This window comes from Pseudomonas sp. BN607 (genome assembly GCF_029871175.1).
Lineage (GTDB): Bacteria > Pseudomonadota > Gammaproteobacteria > Pseudomonadales > Pseudomonadaceae > Aquipseudomonas.
Window position 1 is genome coordinate 1 of sequence record NZ_SSOE01000024.1, and the last position, 19867, is coordinate 19867.

At 64.1% G+C, this 19867-nt stretch carries 17 protein-coding genes and 1 tRNA gene; 1 reads left to right on the plus strand and 17 read right to left on the minus strand.

The features are described 5' to 3' along the window. Window positions 1-127: 127 nt before the first annotated feature. The 17 genes from E8E68_RS04650 to leuC form a co-directional block, all read right to left on the minus strand. Window positions 128-203, minus strand: a tRNA-Val gene (locus tag E8E68_RS04650). Window positions 204-422: 219 nt separating this feature from the next. Further along, window positions 423-1196: an SDR family oxidoreductase gene (locus E8E68_RS04655; RefSeq protein WP_266032959.1), complete on the minus strand. Its 774-nt coding sequence runs from the start codon at window positions 1194-1196 to the stop codon at window positions 423-425. Next, on the minus strand, window positions 1193-2404 hold the full coding sequence (locus E8E68_RS04660; protein ID WP_266032963.1) for an O-succinylhomoserine sulfhydrylase: 1212 nt from the start codon (window positions 2402-2404) through the stop codon (window positions 1193-1195). The genes E8E68_RS04655 and E8E68_RS04660 overlap by 4 nt, the downstream gene beginning before the upstream one ends. Window positions 2405-2420: 16 nt before the next feature. Then, a complete protein-coding gene (gene purF / locus E8E68_RS04665; RefSeq protein WP_266032966.1) occupies window positions 2421-3926 on the minus strand; it encodes an amidophosphoribosyltransferase in 1506 nt (501 codons plus the stop codon). 42 nt (window positions 3927-3968) lie between these two features. Further along, the gene (locus tag E8E68_RS04670; RefSeq protein WP_110744503.1) at window positions 3969-4526 is read right to left on the minus strand and encodes a CvpA family protein; all 558 of its coding nucleotides are present in this window, start codon (window positions 4524-4526) and stop codon (window positions 3969-3971) included. A 165-nt stretch (window positions 4527-4691) separates the two neighbouring features. Next, window positions 4692-5342: an SPOR domain-containing protein gene (locus E8E68_RS04675; RefSeq protein WP_280339946.1), complete on the minus strand. Its 651-nt coding sequence runs from the start codon at window positions 5340-5342 to the stop codon at window positions 4692-4694. Next, window positions 5326-6633, minus strand: coding sequence for a bifunctional tetrahydrofolate synthase/dihydrofolate synthase (gene folC / locus E8E68_RS04680; protein WP_280339948.1), 1308 nt, complete (start codon window positions 6631-6633; stop codon window positions 5326-5328). Before folC ends, E8E68_RS04675 begins: the two co-directional genes overlap by 17 nt. Continuing rightward, window positions 6633-7526, minus strand: coding sequence for an acetyl-CoA carboxylase, carboxyltransferase subunit beta (gene accD / locus E8E68_RS04685; protein ID WP_266032978.1), 894 nt, complete (start codon window positions 7524-7526; stop codon window positions 6633-6635). The genes folC and accD overlap by 1 nt, the downstream gene beginning before the upstream one ends. Before the next feature lie 220 nt (window positions 7527-7746). Continuing rightward, entirely contained in the window at window positions 7747-8367 is a 621-nt protein-coding gene (locus tag E8E68_RS04690; RefSeq protein WP_280339951.1) for a phosphoribosylanthranilate isomerase, read from the minus strand. Between the two features lie 61 nt (window positions 8368-8428). Next, window positions 8429-9289, minus strand: coding sequence for a tRNA pseudouridine(38-40) synthase TruA (truA, locus tag E8E68_RS04695; RefSeq protein ID WP_110744508.1), 861 nt, complete (start codon window positions 9287-9289; stop codon window positions 8429-8431). A 189-nt stretch (window positions 9290-9478) separates the two neighbouring features. Further along, the gene (locus E8E68_RS04700; protein ID WP_280339953.1) at window positions 9479-12232 is read right to left on the minus strand and encodes a FimV/HubP family polar landmark protein; all 2754 of its coding nucleotides are present in this window, start codon (window positions 12230-12232) and stop codon (window positions 9479-9481) included. Between the two features lie 71 nt (window positions 12233-12303). After that, entirely contained in the window at window positions 12304-13308 is a 1005-nt protein-coding gene (locus tag E8E68_RS04705; protein WP_280339955.1) for an aspartate-semialdehyde dehydrogenase, read from the minus strand. Between the two features lie 265 nt (window positions 13309-13573). Further along, the gene (gene asd, locus E8E68_RS04710) at window positions 13574-14686 is read right to left on the minus strand and encodes an aspartate-semialdehyde dehydrogenase (RefSeq protein WP_110744511.1); all 1113 of its coding nucleotides are present in this window, start codon (window positions 14684-14686) and stop codon (window positions 13574-13576) included. A 63-nt stretch (window positions 14687-14749) separates the two neighbouring features. Then, entirely contained in the window at window positions 14750-15832 is a 1083-nt protein-coding gene (leuB, locus tag E8E68_RS04715) for a 3-isopropylmalate dehydrogenase (RefSeq protein WP_110744512.1), read from the minus strand. Window positions 15833-15886: 54 nt separating this feature from the next. Continuing rightward, window positions 15887-16651, minus strand: coding sequence for a class I SAM-dependent methyltransferase (locus tag E8E68_RS04720; protein WP_110744513.1), 765 nt, complete (start codon window positions 16649-16651; stop codon window positions 15887-15889). A gap of 90 nt (window positions 16652-16741) precedes the next feature. Further along, window positions 16742-17386 carry a 3-isopropylmalate dehydratase small subunit gene (gene leuD, locus E8E68_RS04725; RefSeq protein ID WP_266032998.1) on the minus strand — a complete coding sequence of 215 codons (645 nt, stop codon included), beginning with the start codon at window positions 17384-17386 and terminating at the stop codon, window positions 16742-16744. Then, window positions 17383-18816: a 3-isopropylmalate dehydratase large subunit gene (gene leuC, locus E8E68_RS04730; protein WP_003247191.1), complete on the minus strand. Its 1434-nt coding sequence runs from the start codon at window positions 18814-18816 to the stop codon at window positions 17383-17385. Before leuC ends, leuD begins: the two co-directional genes overlap by 4 nt. A 131-nt stretch (window positions 18817-18947) precedes the next feature. Between leuC and E8E68_RS04735 the strand changes: the two genes are divergently transcribed. Continuing rightward, on the plus strand, window positions 18948-19826 hold the full coding sequence (locus tag E8E68_RS04735; protein WP_266033004.1) for a LysR family transcriptional regulator: 879 nt from the start codon (window positions 18948-18950) through the stop codon (window positions 19824-19826). Window positions 19827-19867 lie beyond the last annotated feature (41 nt).

A 19867-nucleotide genomic window follows, 5' to 3' on the forward strand; every position in this document is an offset into this window, starting at 1 on the left:
ACTCGAACCCGCGACCCCCGGCGTGACAGGCCGGTATTCTAACCGACTGAACTACCGCTGCGCAGTGCGTTCCTCTCTGGCTTGAGGCTTTTTGCAAAACCTGAAGCGGCAGGAACATCTCAGGAAGTGGTGGGTGATGACGGGATCGAACCGCCGACCCTCTGCTTGTAAGGCAGATGCTCTCCCGGCTGAGCTAATCACCCTCGCGATGTTGCTTGTTGCGTTTGCTTCGCTGAGGCCGCGAAATTTACGCAGGTGGCGAAGCTAAGTCAATAGCCCCATTGAATTTTTTTCAAAAAGACAACGTGATGTGATTGCCTGCGCCGGCCTCTTCGCGGGTAACCCCGCTCCCACAGTTGGACATTTACCGTGGTAGGAGCGGGTTTACCCGCGAAGAGGCCGGCGCAGATCAAACAAGGTGCTCAGGTGTAGATCATCTTGCGGGTCATGCCGCCATCGACCACAAACTCCTGGCCGGTGACGAAGGCCGCTTGGCGCGACAGCAGCCAGGCCACCATGGCAGCCACATCCTCCACCGTGCCTACCCTCCCCGTCGGGTGCTGGGCATGCTCGGCTTCGGTCAGTGGCTCGGCACGGCGCTGCGACGGGTCGCGTGCGTCGATCCAGCCCGGGCTCACCGCATTGACGCGGATCTCCGGGCCGAGGCTCATGGCCAAGGCATGGGTCAAGGCCACCAGCCCGCCTTTGCTCGCCGCGTAAGCCTCGGTGTCCGGCTCGGACTGGCGCGCCCGGGTAGAGGTCAGGTTGACGATCGCCCCGTTGTGCGCCCGCAGGTAAGGCGCACAGTGCTTGGCCAGCAACATCGGGCCGCTGAGGTTGACCGCCAGTACCCGGTTCCACTGCGCCAGGCTCAGGCTTTCCAGCGTCTGGTTGTGCGGGTTGGCAATTGCCGCGTTGCACACCAGTGCATCCAGCCGGCCAAACTGCCCGAGCACTTCGGACACCCCGGCGCTGACCTGAGCCTCATCGGCAACGTCCATGGTGATGAACCAGGCGTTGTCACCGAGTGCCTTGGCCACCTTGGCGCCGCGCTGGCGATCAAGGTCGCTGAGCACCACCTGCCAGCCTTCACAGATCAACCATGCGGCAATACCCAGGCCGATGCCGCGCGCGGCACCGGTTACCAGGGCTACCCGGCCATTGTGGCCCGGGGGGCTGCCGCTGATTTCGATCACAGTGCTGCCAGACCGCGCGCCAGGTCCGCCTGCAGGTCGGCCACGTCTTCCAGGCCCACGGCAACACGGATCAGGCTGTCGCGGATACCCGCGGCTGCACGCTCCTGCGGCGACAGACGGCCGTGGGAGGTGGTGGCCGGGTGGGCGATGGTCGTCTTGCTGTCACCCAGGTTGGTAGTGATGGAAATCACCCGGGTCGCATCGATGAAGCGCCAGGCGCCCTCTTTACCGCCCTTCACCTCAAAGCTGACCACCGCACCAAAGCCACTCATCTGGCGTTTGGCCAGTTCGTGCTGCGGGTGGCTTGGCAGGCCGGCGTAATGCACCTTCTCCACGCCGTCCTGCTGCTCCAGCCATTCAGCCAGGGCCTGGGCGCTTTCACAATGCGCACGCATGCGCAGGCGCAGGGTTTCGAGGCCTTTGGTGAAGATCCAGGCGTTGAACGGGCTGAGGGTCGGGCCTGCGGTACGCAGGAAGCCCACCACTTCTTTCATCTGCTCGGCACGGCCGGCAACCACGCCGCCCATGCAACGGCCCTGGCCGTCGATGAACTTGGTTGCCGAGTGGAACACGATGTCGGCCCCCAGTTTCAGCGGCTGCTGCAGTGCCGGGGTGCTGAAGCAGTTATCCACCACCAGCATGGCACCATGGGCATGGGCGATCTCGCTGAGGGCGGTGATATCGACCAGCTCGGCCAGCGGGTTGGACGGTGACTCGACGATCAGCAGCTTGGTATTGGCCTTGATGGCCTGTTCCCAGCCAGCCAGATCGACCAGGGGCACATAGTCCACCTGCAGCCCAAAACGCTTGAAGTACTTCTCGAACAGGCTGATGGTCGAACCGAACACGCTCTGCGATACCAGCACATGGTCACCCGCGCTGCAGAGCGACATGACCACGGCGAGGATTGCCGCCATGCCGGTGGACGTGCCCACGGCCTGTTCGGCACCTTCCATGGCCGCCAGGCGTTCCTCGAAGGCACGCACAGAGGGGTTGGTGTAGCGCGAATAGACGTTGCCCGGCGTTTCACCGGCAAAGCGCGCAGCGGCATCGGCCGCCGTGCGGAACACATAGCTCGAGGTCAGGAACAGCGCTTCGCTGTGCTCACCCTCTGGTGTACGGTTTTGACCGGCGCGCACCGCCAGGGTGTCGAAACCGACACCCTCGAGGTCGCTGTCCAGTCGACCGGCATCCCATTGATCCGTCATGCCGTCGCTCCCTGAATCAGTTGTTGTAGAGGTCGATGATCGCGCTGACGGCCTGGTTCTTGACCTTGGCCAGGTCATTACGGGCCTGCTCGATACGGTCGAGGTAGGCTTCGTCGATATCGCCGGTGACGTACTCACCGTTGAACACGGCGCAATCGAAGTGCTCGATCTTGATTTTGCCGCCCCCGACCGAGTCGATCAGGTCTGGCAGGTCCTGATAGACCAGCCAGTCGGCGCCGATCAACTCGGCCACCTGTTCGGTGGTACGGTTGTGGGCGATCAGTTCGTGAACACTCGGCATGTCGATGCCGTAGACGTTGGGGTAGCGTACTGCCGGGGCTGCGGAGCAGAAGTAGACGTTCTTGGCGCCGGCTTCGCGGGCCATCTGGATGATCTGCTTGCAGGTGGTGCCGCGCACGATCGAGTCGTCCACCAGCATCACGTTCTTGCCGCGGAATTCCAGCTCGATGGCGTTGAGCTTCTGGCGTACCGATTTCTTCCGCGCGGCCTGGCCAGGCATGATGAAGGTCCGGCCGATGTAGCGGTTCTTGACGAAGCCTTCGCGGAACTTCACGCCCAGGCGGTTGGCCAGTTCCAGCGCGGCGGTGCGGCTGGTATCCGGGATCGGGATGACCACGTCGATATCGTGCTCGGGGCGCTCGCGCATGATCTTGTCGGCGAGTTTTTCACCCATGCGCAGACGGGCCTTGTACACCGAGACACCATCGATGATCGAGTCCGGACGGGCCAGGTAGACGTGTTCGAAGATGCACGGCTGCAGCGTCGGGGCTTCGGCACACTGTTTGGTGAACAGCTGGCCTTCTTCGGTGATGTACACCGCTTCGCCCGGCGCCAGGTCGCGGATCAGGGTGAAGCCGAGTACGTCCAGGGCCACACTTTCCGAGGCGATCATGTATTCAACGCCTTCGTCGGTGTGACGCTGGCCGAACACCACCGGGCGGATACCGTGGGGGTCACGGAAGCCGACAATGCCATAGCCGGTGATCATCGCCACCACGGCGTAACCACCCACACAGCGGCTGTGCACATGGGAAACGGCGGCGAACACGTCTTCTTCGGTCGGCTGCAGCTTGCCGCGTACCGCCAGCTCATGGGCGAATACGTTCAGCAGCACTTCCGAGTCGGAGTTGGTGTTGACGTGGCGCAGGTCGGACTCGTAGATCTCCTTGGCCAACTGCTCGACGTTGGTCAGGTTGCCGTTGTGCGCCAGGGTGATGCCATACGGCGAGTTGACGTAGAACGGCTGGGCCTCGGCCGATGTGGAACTGCCCGCAGTCGGGTAGCGCACGTGGCCGATGCCGATGCTGCCGACCAGGCGTTGCATGTGGCGCTGCTGGAAGACATCGCGCACCAGGCCATTATCCTTGCGCAGGAACAACCGGCCGTCATGGCTGGTCACGATACCGGCAGCGTCCTGGCCGCGGTGCTGGAGGACCGTAAGCGCGTCATACAGCGCCTGATTGACGTTCGACTTACCGACGATACCGACGATGCCACACATGCGACGCAACCCCTACTTTGACAAAACTTGAGTGAATAGCGCTCAGGGCTTTGCTGGCCCGAGCAACTGTTCCTTGAACGGAAGATCAGCCGGAGCGCTGATCAGCCCACCGGGCGACCACTGGCCGGTGAAACCCAGGATCAGGTTTTTCGACCAGTCGGCGACCAGGAGAAACTGTGGTATCAGGCGAGATTCCTGCCACCAGGTGTCTTGTTGAACCGGCCCCAGGCTGATCAGGCCTATGGCCACCACTACCAGCAAGGCCCCGCGCGCGGCACCGAAGGCCATGCCCAGGAAACGATCGGTGCCGGACAGCCCGGTCACACGGATCAGCTCGCCGACAAGGAAGTTGACCATGGCCCCCACCAGCAAGGTGGCGACGAATAGAATGGCGCAGCCCGCGATGATGCGCATCGATGGGGTCTGGATATAGCTCTCAAGATACACCGAGAGTGAACCGCCGAACATCCAGGCAACCGCACCGGCAATGATCCAGATGAGCAAGGACAAGGCTTCCTTGACGAAGCCGCGCTTGAGACTGATCAGTGTGGAGACGGCAATGATCGCGATGATCGCCCAATCAACCAAGGTAAATGCCACGGCGCTGCCTGCAGACGTTTGAGGCGGCGCATTTTACCAGAGCGGCGGGGGCTTGGGTAAGCGGAATGTCAGCTGTTCTTTCGGGAATTGCAGAGGGCCTGAGGCCGATGCGCCCCATGCAGGAGCCGGTTTGCCGGCGATGGGCGGCAAAGCCGCCCCGCTTGATCAGCTGCGCTCGGGCTGGAAGCGCACCACAAAGCCCTTGAGGCTGTTCTGGCGGTTGATCGCGTCACGCACGCGTTCGGCCTCGGCGCGCTCGATCAACGGCCCCACATACACCCGGTTCATGCCACCTGCCGAACGGATATAGGCGTTGTAACCCTGGGTCCGCAGGGTCTGCTGCAGTTTTTCGGCACCGGCGCGGTTGGACAGACTGGCCAACTGGATCGACCAACTGACCGGCAAACCATTGACATCGATCTTCGATGGCGCGGCCGGGGCTGGCGTTGCAGCGGGCTTGGCCTCGACCTTGGGCGCCGGAGCAGGCGCCTGCGGCTTGGCCGGCTGGGCCTGCGCCTGGGTCTGCGGCGACGGTGCAATCGGCTGGCTGGGCGCGCTGGCCGGGGTAGTCGACTCGTTGACCACAACCGGTGCCTGCTGGGGCTCTTCCGGAATGACCTGCGGCTCCGGCACAGCAACCGGCTCCACCTTCACTTCCGGCAGGCTGGGCATGGCCGGTGCCTGCGGGGCGTCGACGCGCACCTGGCGCATCTCGTCCTCGCGGGTGAACAGCATCGGCAGGAAAATCACCGCCAGCGCCACCAGCACCAGCGCACCCACCATGCGCTGTTTCATCCCTTTATCCAGCACTGCCATCTACTCCACCCTCCTGGGCGTGCCGCTCCAGCCATTCCAGCGCCTGGGCGACACAGAAAAACGAACCGAACAGCAGGATCTGGTCATCCGCCGTCGCCTGCGCACATTGGCCCTCAAGGGCGGCGCCGACACTGGCATAAGACTTCACCGCCGCGCCGAGGTTCGTCAAGGCTGCGGCCAGTTCTGCAGCCGGGCGGCTACGCGGGGTATCCAGCGGCGCCACCGCCCAGTCGTCGACCAGCCCCTGCAGCGGCGCCACAACGCCGTCCAGGTCCTTGTCGGCGAGCAGGCCGAATACCGCCAGGCGGCGCCCCTTCGGCGGCCGGGCAGCCAGGCGCCGGGCCAGATACTCGGCGGCATGCGGGTTGTGCCCGACATCCAGCAGCAGTTCTACCGGCTTGCCATGCCAGCTCAACTGGCGGCGGTCGAGGCGCCCGGTAATACGGGTATCCAGCAACGCCTGGCGCACCTGCGCAGCATCCCACGGCAGGCCCATCAACAGGTAGGCCTGCAGGGCCAGCGTGGCGTTTTCCATGGGCAAGTCGAGCAGTGGCAGGCCATGAAGCGCTACCGGCGCACCATCCGCCGCCGTACCGCGCCAGCTCCAGCCGCCCTCGGTGCTGACCAGATCAAAGTCACGCCCACGCAGGAACAGCGGCGCGCCCAGCTCGGCGGCCTTGTCCAGCAACGGTTGTGGCGGATCGAGGTCGCCGCACAGCGCCGGCTTGCCCTGGCGGAAGATCCCGGCTTTCTCGAAGGCTACCAGCTCGCGGGTATCCCCCAGGTAATCGACATGGTCGACGCCGATGCTGGTCACCAGGGCCAGGTCGGCATCCACCACGTTCACGGTGTCCAGGCGGCCACCAAGGCCTACTTCCAGCACTACGGCATCCAGCTGTGACTGATAGAACAACCAGAACGCGGCCAGCGTGCCCATCTCGAAGTAGGTCAGGGAAATATCGCCCCGCGCCGCCTCGACGGCAGCGAAGGCTTCGCAAAGGCGCTCATCACTGGCCTCCTGGCCATCGATCAGCACCCGCTCGTTGTAACGTAACAGGTGCGGCGAGCTGTAAACGCCGACCTTGAGCCCCTGGGCACGCAGCAACGAGGCCACAAAGGCGCAGGTCGAACCCTTGCCATTGGTGCCGGTAACGGTTACCACGCGCGGCGCCAGCTTGCCCAGCGCCAGGCGGGCAAGCACCTTCTGCGACCGCTCCAGGCCCATGTCGATAGCCGAGGGGTGCAACTGCTCGAGGTAGGCGAGCCATTCGCCCAGGGATCGTTGTTTCATCACGCGACGGCAGCCGCCTCACGCGCTTGCTCCGGGGTGTCCTGGCCGGTCATCTGCGCCAGCAGGCGAGCCAGGCGCGGGCGCAGTTCGCTGCGGGAGATGATCAAGTCGATGGCGCCGTGCTCCAGCAGGAATTCGCTGCGCTGGAAGCCTTCTGGCAACTTCTCGCGGACAGTCTGCTCGATCACCCGCGGGCCGGCGAAGCCGATCAGGGCTTTCGGCTCACCGACGATGACGTCGCCGAGCATGGCCAAGCTGGCGGAAACACCGCCATACACCGGGTCGGTCAGCACCGAGATGAACGGGATGCCTTCTTCGCGCAGGCGCGCCAGTACGGCCGAGGTCTTGGCCATCTGCATCAGCGAGATCAGCGCTTCCTGCATGCGCGCACCGCCCGAGGCGGAGAAGCAGACCATCGGGCAACGGTGCTCCAGGGCGTAGTTGGCCGCGCGCACGAAGCGCTCGCCGACGATGGCACCCATGGAACCGCCCATGAACGAGAATTCGAAGGCGCTAACCACGATTGGCATGCCCATCAGGGTGCCGCTCATGGAAATCAGCGCGTCTTTTTCGCCGGTCTGCTTCTGCGCGCCAACCAGGCGATCCTTGTACTTCTTGCCGTCACGGAATTTCAGGCGGTCGACCGGCTCGAGGTCGGCGCCCAGTTCGGCACGGCCTTCGGCGTCGAGGAAGATGTCGATGCGCGCACGTGCGCCGATGCGCATGTGGTGGTTGCACTTGGGGCAGACATCCAGGGTTTTTTCCAGCTCCGGACGATACAGCACGGCCTCGCAGGACGGGCACTTGTGCCACAAGCCCTCAGGCACCGAGCTCTTCTTCACCTCGGAACGCATGATCGAAGGGATCAGTTTGTCGACTAACCAGTTGCTCATGCTTTCTTTCTCCAGTATTGGCAGGCGGGGGCCGTTAGCGCCGACCCTGCCCTGCCCTTGAGCTCAAAATCTTATGAAACGATGATGGACCGGCTGCCGGGGCTTCCCGCGCACCACTCCACCGTTAATGTGTTGTATTGCTGCCACAGGCACAGGCAGCTGCCCCGCAGGGCTGCGAAAGCTATGGACGATGGCGCGCAGCCAGCCGTCACATCCGCTATCACGCCTGTTTCACCGCACGCATGAAGGCCTCGATCTTCGCCGCGTCCTTGATGCCCTTGGCTTGCTCGACGCCACCGCTGACATCCACTGCATAAGGCCGCACCTGGGCAATGGCCTGGGCGACGTTATCGGCCGACAGACCACCGGCAAGGATGATCGGCTTGCTCAGGCGCGCCGGCACCAGAGACCAGTCGAACGCCTCGCCGGTTCCCCCGGGCACGCCTGCCACATAGGTGTCCAGCAAAATGCCACGAGCCCCGGCGTAGAGCTTGCAGGCCGCCTCCAGGTCGTCGCCCGGGCGTACCCGCAGGGCCTTGATCCAGGGGCGGTGGTAACCTTCGCAGTCCTGCGGGGTTTCGTCGCCGTGGAACTGTAGCAGGTCCAGCGGAACCGCTTCGAGGATCTCGGTCAGCTCGCAGCGCGAGGCATTGACGAACAAGCCGACCGTGGTCACGAACGGCGGCAGCTCGGCAATGATTGCCCGCGCCTGGCGCACGTCCACGGCACGCGGGCTCTTGGCATAGAAGACGAAGCCGATGGCATCGGCACCCGCTTCGGCAGCGGCCAGTGCGTCTTCGATGCGGGTGATCCCGCAGATCTTGCTGCGAACATTGCTCATGGCACGCAAACCCTGGTTATTACGGTCAAAGGCCGGATGTTAGCAAATGGCTTTTCGCCCGTCAGTCTGCCAACGCTTCGTAACCACTCAAAAAGTGTGGGCCGATGTAACGCTTGGGCAGGGCGAACGCTTCGGGGTACTCCACCTGCACCAGGTACAGGCCATAGGGATGCGCGGTAACGCCCCCCTCGCTTCGGTTGCGCCCTTCCAGCACTTCGCGGGCCCAGGTCACCGGGCGCTCGCCGGCGCCGATGGCCATCAGCACGCCGGCAATGTTACGCACCATGTGGTGCAGGAAGGCGGTGGCGCGCACGTCCAGCACGATCATCTGGCCATGGCGGGTAACGCGCAGGTGGTAGATGTGCTTGATCGGCGACTTGGCCTGGCACTGGCTGGCGCGGAAGGCGCTGAAGTCGTGGGTACCGAGCAGGAACTGCGCTGCCTCGGCCATGCGTTCAACGTCCAGCGGGCGGTGGTTCCAGGTCACTTCCTCGGCCAGGTGGGCCGGGCGGATCGGGTCGTTGTAGATGACGTAGCGGTAGCGCCGGGCGCAGGCCTTGAAGCGTGCGTGGAAATCGGCCGGCATCGGCCGCGACCAGACCACGCTGATATCGTGCGGCAGGTTGAAGTTGGTGCCCATGGTCCAGGCACGCTCGTCACGCACGGCGCGGGTGTCGAAGTGCACGACCTGCCCGCAGCCGTGCACACCCGCATCGGTGCGACCGGCGCAGATGACCGAGATCGGCTCGTTGGCGACCGTGGACAGGGCTTTTTCCAGGGCCTGCTGGACACTTGGCACCCCACTGGCCTGGCGCTGCCAGCCGCGGTAGCGCGCGCCTTTGTATTCCACGCCCAGGGCGATGCGAGAGTAGCCTTCGGCCGCGGATTCGGTGGCGACGGGGTCGATGATGTCCAAGAGCATGAAACCTGTGGGATGTACGGAATGGCGGGGATTATAACGACAACGGCAGCCGCGTAGGGCTGCCGGTGGATGAACACTGCATGCGCAGGCCTCTTCGCGGCCGCCCCCACTCCCACAGGTGACCCACAAGCTCGAAAATGGGTGGGTTCCTGTGAAAGCGGGCAAGCCGCGAAGCCTGCCCTGTTTGCATCAGACCAGCCGGGAAAGCATGTCCTCGGCTTCCTGGCGCTGGCTGTCGTCACCGTCTTTGACCACTTCGTCGAGGATGTCGCGGGCACCCTGGCTGTCGCCCATGTCGATATAGGCACGGGCCAGGTCGAGCTTGGTGGCCACTTCATCACTGCCGGAGAAGAAGTCGAAGTCCAGGTCGTCGAGCGGCTCGGGCTCGGGTTGGGCTGCCGCATCCTCGCTGGTGAAGTGCGGCTCCAGCGACGGCGTTTCGAGGCTCTGCGACAGCTTGTCCAGTTCGGCGTTGACGTCGTCCAGCTCCGAGGCAAAGCTCTTGGCGGCCGGCGAATCGTCGTCCAGCGACAGCGACAGGTCGAAGTCCGACGGCATGTCGAAGTCGGATGCCGGGTCAAACTCCGGCATGCTGTCGAAGGCGGCCAGCTCAGCCGCGGTATCTACCGGGGCCCCTGCCTCTGCTTGCGGTGCGGCTGGGGCGACCGGCTCGCCGACATCGAGATCGAAGTCAGACAGGTCCACGGCTGGCTGCGCCTCGGCCTGGGCCAGCATGACCTCGAAATCGGCATCGGCGTCGGCCTGCAGCTCGGCATCCACGGCGAACGGTGGCTCTTCGGCCTGAACCTCTGGCTGCTCCGGCTCGTCCAGCACGGGTTCGGCAATGACCAGTTCGTCGGGGACAGGCTCCTGCGCTATCGACTCGTCCAGCAATGGCGTTGCCAGTGGATCTTCTTCGGGCAGGTCACCATCCAGGCTCAGGTCAAAGGCACTGTCCAGGTCCTGCTCGCCCAGACCCTGGTCTTCCAGGCCCGCAACATCGAGGATGGGTACTTCGTCGAGGGCATCGAATTCAGTCTCAGGCTCCGCTTGCGCGACAACCTCCGGCTCCGCCTCGCCTTGCGGCTCGAACTCAGGCACCTCTTCAGGCACCACATCGGCAACTACCGGCGCCTCGGCGTCTTCGTGCAGCAGTTCCTGCACGTACTGCTCATCCATTTCGGCAGCCAGCGCCGCGGCCCCCAGGCCGGCGGCGGCCAGGCCGAGCATGGCCGGGTAGCGCTCTTTGAGGCCGGCGACTTCAGACGCGTTGTGCTCGCTGGCCGATAGCAGGCGCTCCTGCTCGGCAAACGCGCTCTGATCACCCTGGCGGGCGTACACATCCATCAGTTTAAGGCGCAGGTCGTCACGCGCCGGGGCTGCGGCCACGGCGGGCTCCAGCAAGTCGGCGGCACGGTTCAGGCGGCCTTCGGCCAGGCATTGATCAACTTCCGCGAGCAGCGCGGCGTGCGGGTCAGCTTGCGGCTGTGGCTCGGCCTCTGCCACTTTTTCCGCAGCGACTGCAGCCGCCGCCGAAGCGGCGACCACGGCAGGCGACAGCGTCACGCTGGGCTCCGGGACCTCAATGCCATCAAGGCTCTCGGTATCGCTGTCGAACCCGCTGCCCTGCTCCTCTTCCAGCGCCCGCGCCATGCGCAGGTGCTTCTCGGCTTCCTGTTGGGCCTTGCGCTTGCGCGCCAGCAGCAACAGCAGAAGCAACAGCACGAGGAACGCGCTACCGGCAATCAGCCCCAGCAGCAGCGGGTTGCCCATGACCTGATCGACAACGCTGCCCGGCTGGGCGGCCGGCGCAGGCTCGGCCGCGGGGGCGGCTTCGGCAGGTGCTGGCTTGGCTGCTGGCTGCGCGCCTGCCGCCGGAGCAGTCGGTGCAGTCGGTGCAGGTGCGGGCGTGGCGGCAGCCGGGGTTGGTGTGGCTGCGCCTTGGGCTTCAAGACGGGCCAACTGGTCGTTTTTCAGCTCGATCAACCGCTGCAGCTTGTCCAACTGGCTCTGCAGGTCGGTCATGCGGCTCTTGAGTTCTTCATTGTCACGACGGCTGGTGTCCAGGCTTTCCTGGGCCACTGCCAGCTTGTCGTTAAGGGCCTTGGCCTGGTCGGCACCGGCTTGGCTGCCCGGGCTGACCAGCCGCAGGTTGTCGCCCTGGGCGATCCGTGCCGGGGCAGCGTCGGCGGCACCACGGCGGGTGGCGTCGAGCTGGCGGGCACGCGGGCCCAGACGGCGGCCTTCACGCCAGGCGGCATACTGTTCGGCCACTTCGCTGTTGGCCTCGCCCTGCGGGATGTTCTGGATCTGCTGCTGGTCGGGCAGGCGCAGCACCTGGCCAACCTTCAGCTGGTTGATGTTGTTGCCGATAAAGGCATCCGGGTTGAGCGCCTGAATGGCAATCATGGTCTGCTGGATCGAGCCACCCTGGGTGTTGCGCGCAGCAATCTGCCACAGGGTATCGCGGCGCTGGGTGGTGTAGCTGCTGGCTCCGGTGGTGGCCGGGGTCACATTGCCTGCCGCCGGCTTGTCGCCTTGGGCCTTGGCTTGGTCGAGCAGCACGCTGTAGTCACGCAGCAAGCGGCCCTGCGGCCACATCACCTGGACCAGGAACTTGACCACTGGCCCCGGCAGCGGCTGGCTGGAGGTAACCCGCAGCACGCTCTTGCCGTTGGGGTTGATCACCGGCGTGAAGGTCAGGTCTTCAAGGTAGGTCGGAAACGCCACCCCGGCCTTGCTGAACTCTTCTGGCGGCGCCAGGCTTGGCGCCACTTCGGCGGCCTTGAGGTCGCGCACGTCGAGCAATTCGATCTCGGCGTCCAGCGGCTGATTCTGTGCCGACTTCAGGGTCAGCTCCCCCAGGCCCAGCGCATTCGCCATGCCAGACGACAGCGCTGATGCTGCAGCCATGGCCAGAACCAGTTTGCGAATTCGAAGCATGACCTCTTCCCTTGTATGAATCGTCCCGAAACCTGCATGCGGAGCAGGACAAAAGTGCTCGCCAGTATCTTTTACGGCATGTGTTTAATCAACAATTGCGCCACTTGCACGGCGTTGAGCGCAGCGCCCTTGCGCACGTTGTCGGTGGTCAGCCAGAGGTTGAGCTGCTGGTCTTCATCAACACCGTGACGTACACGACCAACATAGACCACGTCTTGGCCTACTGCGTCACCGACCGGGGTCGGATAGTCATCGTTTTCCACCCGCTCGACGCTGTCGGCTGTCTCCAGGGCCTGGTTGACCGCTGCCAGGTCTACCGGGCGACGGCTTTGCACGGCCACACTGAAGCTATCGCCGAAAAACACCGGGACTTGAACACAACTTACCGAAATCTTCAGCTCAGGCAGGCCCAGCAGCACGCGCAATTCACTGACCAGACGGCGCTCCAGCGCGGTATGGCCGTGCTCGTCGGCAGCGCCCACCTGGGCCAGCAGGTTGAACGCCACCTGGCGGTCGAAGAAACGCGGTTCCAGCGGTCGGGCATTGAGCAGTTCGGCGGTTTGCCGGGCCAGTTCGCTGACCGCTTCACGGCCTTGCGCAGACACCGCCAACGCGGCCATCACTTGCACCCGCTCGATGTCGAGCAAGCCTTTGAGCGGCGCCAGCGCGACGGCCAGGGCTACTGCGGCCGAGCATGGGCTGACGATGCGCGCTGGCAACGACAGGCCGGCCAGGCGGTCGGCGTTGGCTTCCGGCACCAAGGCCAGGGCGTCATCCAGGCCACCGGACAGGTCGATCACCGTGCAGCCTGCCTGCAGCGCCTTGCCGGCAAAGCTGCGGCTGACGGCGGCGCCGGTGGCGAAGAAGGCCAGCTTGACCTGGGCAAAGTCGAAGCTGTCGACTTCGCGCACTTTCAGCTTCTTGCCAGCGAACATCACGCTGCTGCCCGCCGATTCCATGCTGGCCAGCAGGTGCAGGGTAGCAACCGGGAAGGCCAACTCTTCGAGGATCTGCACCAAGGTTTCACCGACGCTGCCGGTGGCGCCGACGACGGCGATATCCAAAGGGTGTGTCATGGAAGGGATCCTCTTGCTGTAGACGGCGGGGGCGGCACTTTACTCGGATTGTAGGGTTTTGTCTGTGCTGGCCGTACCTTCGTCGCTGTGGGTTGCGTGCGGGCTAGCGGGGATGGTTTGGGATTTGCGGTGTTTGTTAGATCGAGCGCCGCCCGCGCGGCGCATCGCGAGCTGCGCTCGATCTCACAGGCGCTGAAACCCTCACCCCCGGACACAAAAAAACCCGCACTGTCGCCAGCGCGGGTTTTTGGTCAAAGCAGAACGATCAACGCTCCAGCAGAATCCGCAACATGCGGCGCAACGGTTCGGCCGCGCCCCACAGCAGCTGGTCACCCACGGTGAACGCGCCCAGGTACTGCGACCCCATGTTCAGCTTGCGCAGGCGGCCAACCGGGATGTTCAGAGTGCCGGTGACCTTGGTCGGGGTCAGTTCCTGCATGCTGATTTCACGCTGGTTCGGCACCAGCTTCACCCAAGGGTTGTGCTGACTGATCATCCCTTCGATGTCGGCGATCGGCACGTCTTTGTTCAGCTTGATGGTCAGCGCCTGGCTGTGGCAACGCATGGCGCCGATGCGCACGCAGATGCCGTCGACCGGAATCGGGCTCTTGAAGCGACCGAGGATCTTGTTGGTCTCGGCCTGGGCCTTCCACTCTTCACGGCTCTGGCCGTTCGGCAGTTCCTTGTCGATCCACGGGATCAGGCTGCCAGCCAGCGGTACGCCGAAGTTCTCGGTCGGGAAGGCATCGCTGCGCATGGTCTCGGCAACCTTGCGGTCGATGTCGAGGATGGCACTGGCCGGGTTGGCCAGGTCATCGGCGACGGCAGCGTGGGTAGCCCCCATCTGCCGGATCAGCTCACGCATGTTCTGCGCGCCAGCACCCGAGGCGGCCTGGTAGGTCATGGCGCTCATCCACTCCACCAGGCCGGCTTCGAACAGGCCGCCCAGACCCATCAGCATCAGGCTGACGGTGCAGTTGCCGCCGATGTAGTTCTTGGTACCGGCGTCCAGCTGCTGGTCGATGACCTTGCGGTTCACCGGGTCGAGGACGATCACTGCATCATCCTGCATACGCAGGGACGACGCGGCATCGATCCAGTAACCCTGCCAGCCAGCCTCACGCAGCTTGGGGAAGACCTCGTTGGTGTAGTCGCCGCCCTGACAAGTCAGGATCACGTCGAGGGTCTTGAGTTCTTCAATCGAATAAGCATCCTTGAGCGGAGCTGTATCCTTGCCCACGTTCGGGCCCTGGCCGCCAACATTGGAGGTAGTGAAGAACACCGGCTCGATAAGGTCGAAATCCTGCTCCTCCAGCATCCGCTGCATGAGCACGGAACCGACCATACCGCGCCAACCGATCAGACCTACACGTTTCATCGCAACTACACCTTTGCTAAAAGTGGGCCGCCACCGGGAATTTGGGGTAGCGGGCCAGAGAGATTACAGATTCCGCAGCGCTGCGACTACTGCGTCGCCCATTTCCTGCGTACCAACTTTGCGGCAGCCTTCCGAGTAGATGTCGCCGGTGCGCAAACCCTGGTCCAGAACCAGGCTAACGGCCTTCTCGATCGCTTCGGCGGCAGCCGACTGATTGAAGCTGTAACGCAGCATCATCGACACCGAAAGGATGGTCGCCAGCGGGTTGGCGATGCCTTGGCCTGCGATGTCCGGCGCCGACCCGTGGCACGGCTCGTACATGCCCTTGTTGTCGGCATCCAGCGACGCCGAAGGCAGCATGCCGATGGAACCGGTCAGCATGGAAGCTTCATCCGACAGAATGTCACCGAACATGTTGTCGGTCACCATCACGTCGAACTGCTTGGGTGCACGCACCAACTGCATGGCGGCGTTGTCGACGTACATGTGGCTCAGTTCCACATCGGGGTAGTCCTTGGCCACGTCTTCGACCACTTCGCGCCACAGCTGGCTGGAAGCGAGGACGTTGGCCTTGTCCACCGAGCACAGCTTCTTGCCGCGCACGCGGGCCATGTCGAAGCCGACCCGGGCAATGCGGCGCACTTCGCTTTCGCTGTACGGCAAGGTGTCGTAGGCCTGGCGCTCGCCGCCTTCCAGCTCACGCTGGCCACGCGGAGCACCGAAGTAGATACCGCCGGTCAGCTCACGGACGATGAGGATGTCCAGGCCAGAAACGATTTCTGGCTTGAGCGACGAGGCGTCCGCCAGTTGCGGGTAGAGGATGGCCGGGCGCAGGTTGGCGAACAGGCCCAGTTGCGAACGGATTTTCAGCAGGCCGCGCTCCGGGCGAATGTCTCGCTCGATCTTGTCCCACTTCGGCCCGCCCACGGCGCCCAGCAGCACGGCATCGGCCTTGCGCGCCCGCTCCAGGGTCTCGTCGGCCAGCGGCACGCCGTGCTTGTCGATGGCAGCGCCGCCGATCACGTCGTGTGCCAGGCTGAAGCCGAGCTGGAACTTGTCGTTGGCCAGCTCCAGCACCTTGACCGCCTCGGCCATGATTTCCGGGCCGATACCGTCACCTGGGAGAATCAGAATCTGCTTGCTCATGCTTTCCTCTATCCATTCACGCGGTGCGGCCAAGCGGGCCCCACCGAAAAGTTCTTAACGCTCGGCCCACAGCACCAGCACATCGGTGCTGAACGAACCATCGGCCTCGATCTGGTAATACTGACGCACTTCTTCGCCCATGGCTTGCTGCAATTGGCGGATGGCCACGCGCATCGGTTCAGGGGTGCGCATGCGCTCGACCCAGCTGGTGAACTCCAGGCGCAGCGGCTGACGGGTATGGCTGCGCACATGCAGGCCGGCCTCGCTGACCTGGCGCTGCCATTCGGCGGCGGAATAATCACGCACGTGGCTGGTATCGCGCAGCACCTCGACCGTTTGCAGGTAGGTGTCGAGCAACGGGCTGCCCGGCGACATCACGTCGATGAACGCCGCCACACCACCCGGCTTGAGCACCCGGCGCACTTCGCGCAGGGCCAGGCCCAGGTCGCTCCAGTGATGGGCCGAATAGCGGCTGAAGACGAAATCGAACGAGGCATCGGCGAACGGCAGGCGTTCGGCGGCGCCGCGCTCGGTGGTGACATTGGCCAGGCCACGCTCGGCAGCGGCGCTGGCGACCACGTCGAGCATGGCTTGCGAAAGGTCGTAGGCGACCACCTCGGCAACCAGCGGGGCGACGTGGAAGCTGACATGACCGGCACCGCAGCCCAAGTCCAGTACGCGGGCAGCGCCCTGCCCCGCCAGCTCGGCCTGCAGCAAGGCGAATTCACTGCCTTGGGCGTGCACGGCGCTGCTGAGGTAGGCGCTGGCCTGTTCGCCGAACTGGCGCTGGACCACATCGGTATGGTTGGTGCTGGTCATGGGTGCAGTCCTTTTGATTGTCATCACCAGTACCGGCCTCTTCGCGGGGCAAGCCCGCCCCACAGAGGCCAGCACTCACAGCTACATCACTCAGGCGTCACGGAACAGCCAAGGCTGGCTGGCGCGATGCTTGGCTTCGAAGGCCTTGATCGCCTCGCTGTCCTGCAAGGTCAGGCCGATATCGTCCAGGCCGTTGAGCAAGCAGTGTTTGCGGAACGCATCGATCTCGAAATGCAGCACCTTGCCGTCCGGGCGGGTCACCGCCTGCGCCTGCAGGTCGATGGTCAGCTGGTAACCCGGGTTGGCGTCGACCTGCTTGAACAGCTCGTCCACCTCCTCATCGCTGAGGATGATCGGCAGCAGGCCGTTCTTGAAGCTGTTATTGAAGAAGATGTCGGCAAAACTCGGCGCAATGATGCTACGGAAGCCGTACTCGTCCAACGCCCAAGGGGCGTGCTCACGGCTGGAGCCGCAACCGAAGTTTTCCCGCGCCAGCAACACGCTGGCACCCTGATAGCGCGCGTGGTTGAGCACGAACTCCTGGTTGACGGGGCGCTTGCTGTTGTCCTGGTAGGGCTGCCCCACGTCCAGGTAACGCCATTCGTCGAACAGGTTGGGGCCAAAGCCGGTGCGCTTGATCGACTTCAGGAACTGCTTGGGGATGATCTGGTCGGTGTCGACGTTGGCACGGTCCAACGGCGCGACGAGGCCAGTGTGCTGGGTAAAGGCTTTCATGCTGCGCTCCCTTGGATCAACTCGCGGACATCGATGAAGTGGCCGGCGACTGCGGCAGCAGCGGCCATGGCCGGGCTGACCAGGTGGGTACGGCCACCGGCGCCCTGACGGCCTTCGAAGTTGCGGTTGGAGGTGGACGCGCAATGCTCGCCGCTCTCCAGGCGGTCCGGGTTCATCGCCAGGCACATCGAGCAGCCTGGCTCACGCCATTCGAAACCGGCTTCGAGGAAGATCTTGTCCAGCCCTTCACGCTCGGCCTGGGCCTTGACCAGGCCCGAACCCGGCACGACGATGGCTTGCTTGACGCTCGCAGCCACCTTGCGGCCCTTGGCGATTTCCGCCGCGGCGCGCAGGTCTTCGATGCGCGAGTTCGTGCACGAGCCGATGAATACGCGGTCCAGCTTGATATCGGTGATCGCCTGGTTTGCGGTCAGGCCCATGTATTTCAAGGCACGCTCGATCGAGCCACGCTTGACCAGGTCGGCTTCAGCGGCCGGGTCCGGTACGCGCTGGTCGACGGCCAGGACCATCTCTGGCGAGGTGCCCCAGCTGACCTGTGGCTTGATCTGGCTGGCATCCAGTTCGACCACGGTGTCGAACACCGCGTCGTCGTCCGACACCAGGTCTTTCCACGACTCGACCGCCTGCTTCCACTGCTCGCCCTTCGGCGCATACGGGCGGCCTTCGACGTAGGCAACGGTGGTGGCGTCGGTCGCCACCAGGCCCACACGGGCACCGGCTTCGATGGACATGTTGCAGATGGTCATGCGGCCTTCCATCGACAACTCGCGAATGGCGCTGCCAGCGAATTCCATGGCGTGGCCGTTACCACCCGCGGTGCCGATCTTGCCGATCACGGCCAGGACGATGTCCTTGGCGGTCACGCCGGCCGGCAATTGGCCTTCCACGCGCACCAGCATGTTCTTCATCTTCTTGGCGACCAGGCACTGGGTGGCGAGCACGTGCTCGACCTCGGAGGTGCCGATGCCATGGGCCAGGGCACCGAAAGCACCATGGGTGGAGGTGTGCGAGTCACCGCAGACCACCGTCATGCCCGGCAAGGTGGCACCCTGCTCCGGGCTGATGACGTGGACGATGCCCTGACGCTCGTCGTTCATCTTGAATTCGACGATACCGTACTCGTCACAGTTCTCGTCGAGGGTCTGCACCTGCAGGCGCGACACCTGGTCGACGATAGCTTCGATACCGCCCTTGCGCTCTGGCGTGGTCGGTACGTTGTGGTCCGGCGTGGCGATGTTGGCGTCGATCCGCCATGGCTTGCGGTTGGCCAGGCGCAGGCCTTCGAAGGCCTGGGGCGACGTCACTTCGTGGATGATGTGGCGGTCGATGTAGATCAAGGACGAGCCGTCATCACGGCGCTTGACCTCATGGGCTTCCCAGAGTTTGTCGTAGAGCGTTTTGCCAGCCATCAGACTGTTCCTCATCAGCGTCTTTCTATGCCAAAAACCCCTTGGCTTGTATGGACGATGCTATGGGGTTAGATTGAATAACTCAAATTCATATTTTTTATGCTTTGGATAACCCAAAGGAATACAACTCCATGGACCTGGCCAACCTCAGCGCCTTTATCGCCATCGCCGAAACCGGCAGTTTTTCAGGGGCGGCCGAACGCCTGTTCCTGACCCAACCGGCTATCAGCAAACGTATCGCCGGGTTGGAGCAGCAGCTGGACGTGCGCCTGTTCGACCGCCTGGGCCGCGAAGTAACCCTGACCGAGGCCGGGCGCGCGCTACTGCCACGGGCCTACCAGATCCTCAACGTCCTCGATGATACCCGACGGGCGCTGACCAACCTCAACGGCGCCGTGAGCGGTCGCCTGACCCTGGCCACCAGCCACCACATCGGCCTGCACCGCCTGCCCCCGCTGCTGCGGGCGTTCACCCGCGAACACCCGGCGGTTGCGCTGGATATCCAGTTCATGGATTCGGAACAGGCCTACGACGAGATTCTGCATGGCCGCGCCGAGATTGCCGTGATCACCCTGGCCCCCGAGCCACACCACCTGGTCAAGGCCGTGCCGGTGTGGGACGACGCCCTCGACTTCGTCGCTGCGCCCGAGCACCCACTGGCCAACAACCAGGCGGTCAGCCTGGCCGATGTCGCTCGCCACCCTGCGGTGTTCCCCGGCGGCAACACCTTCACCCACCATATCGTGCAGCGCCTGTTCGAAAGCCAAGGGCTGACGCCGAACATCGCCATGAGCACCAACTACCTGGAAACCATCAAGATGATGGTGTCGATCGGCCTGGCCTGGAGTGTGCTGCCACGCACCATGCTCGACGACCAGGTTGCACCCATCGCATTGCCCGGCATACAGCTGTCGCGCCAGCTAGGCTACATTCTGCACACGGAGCGTACGCTATCGAACGCCGCCAGGGCATTCATGGCCCTGCTCGACAGCCACGCAGGGTCCGCCTGACCGGCCGTCAGCCCGGCATTTCCAACTCCAAGGACGCGTTA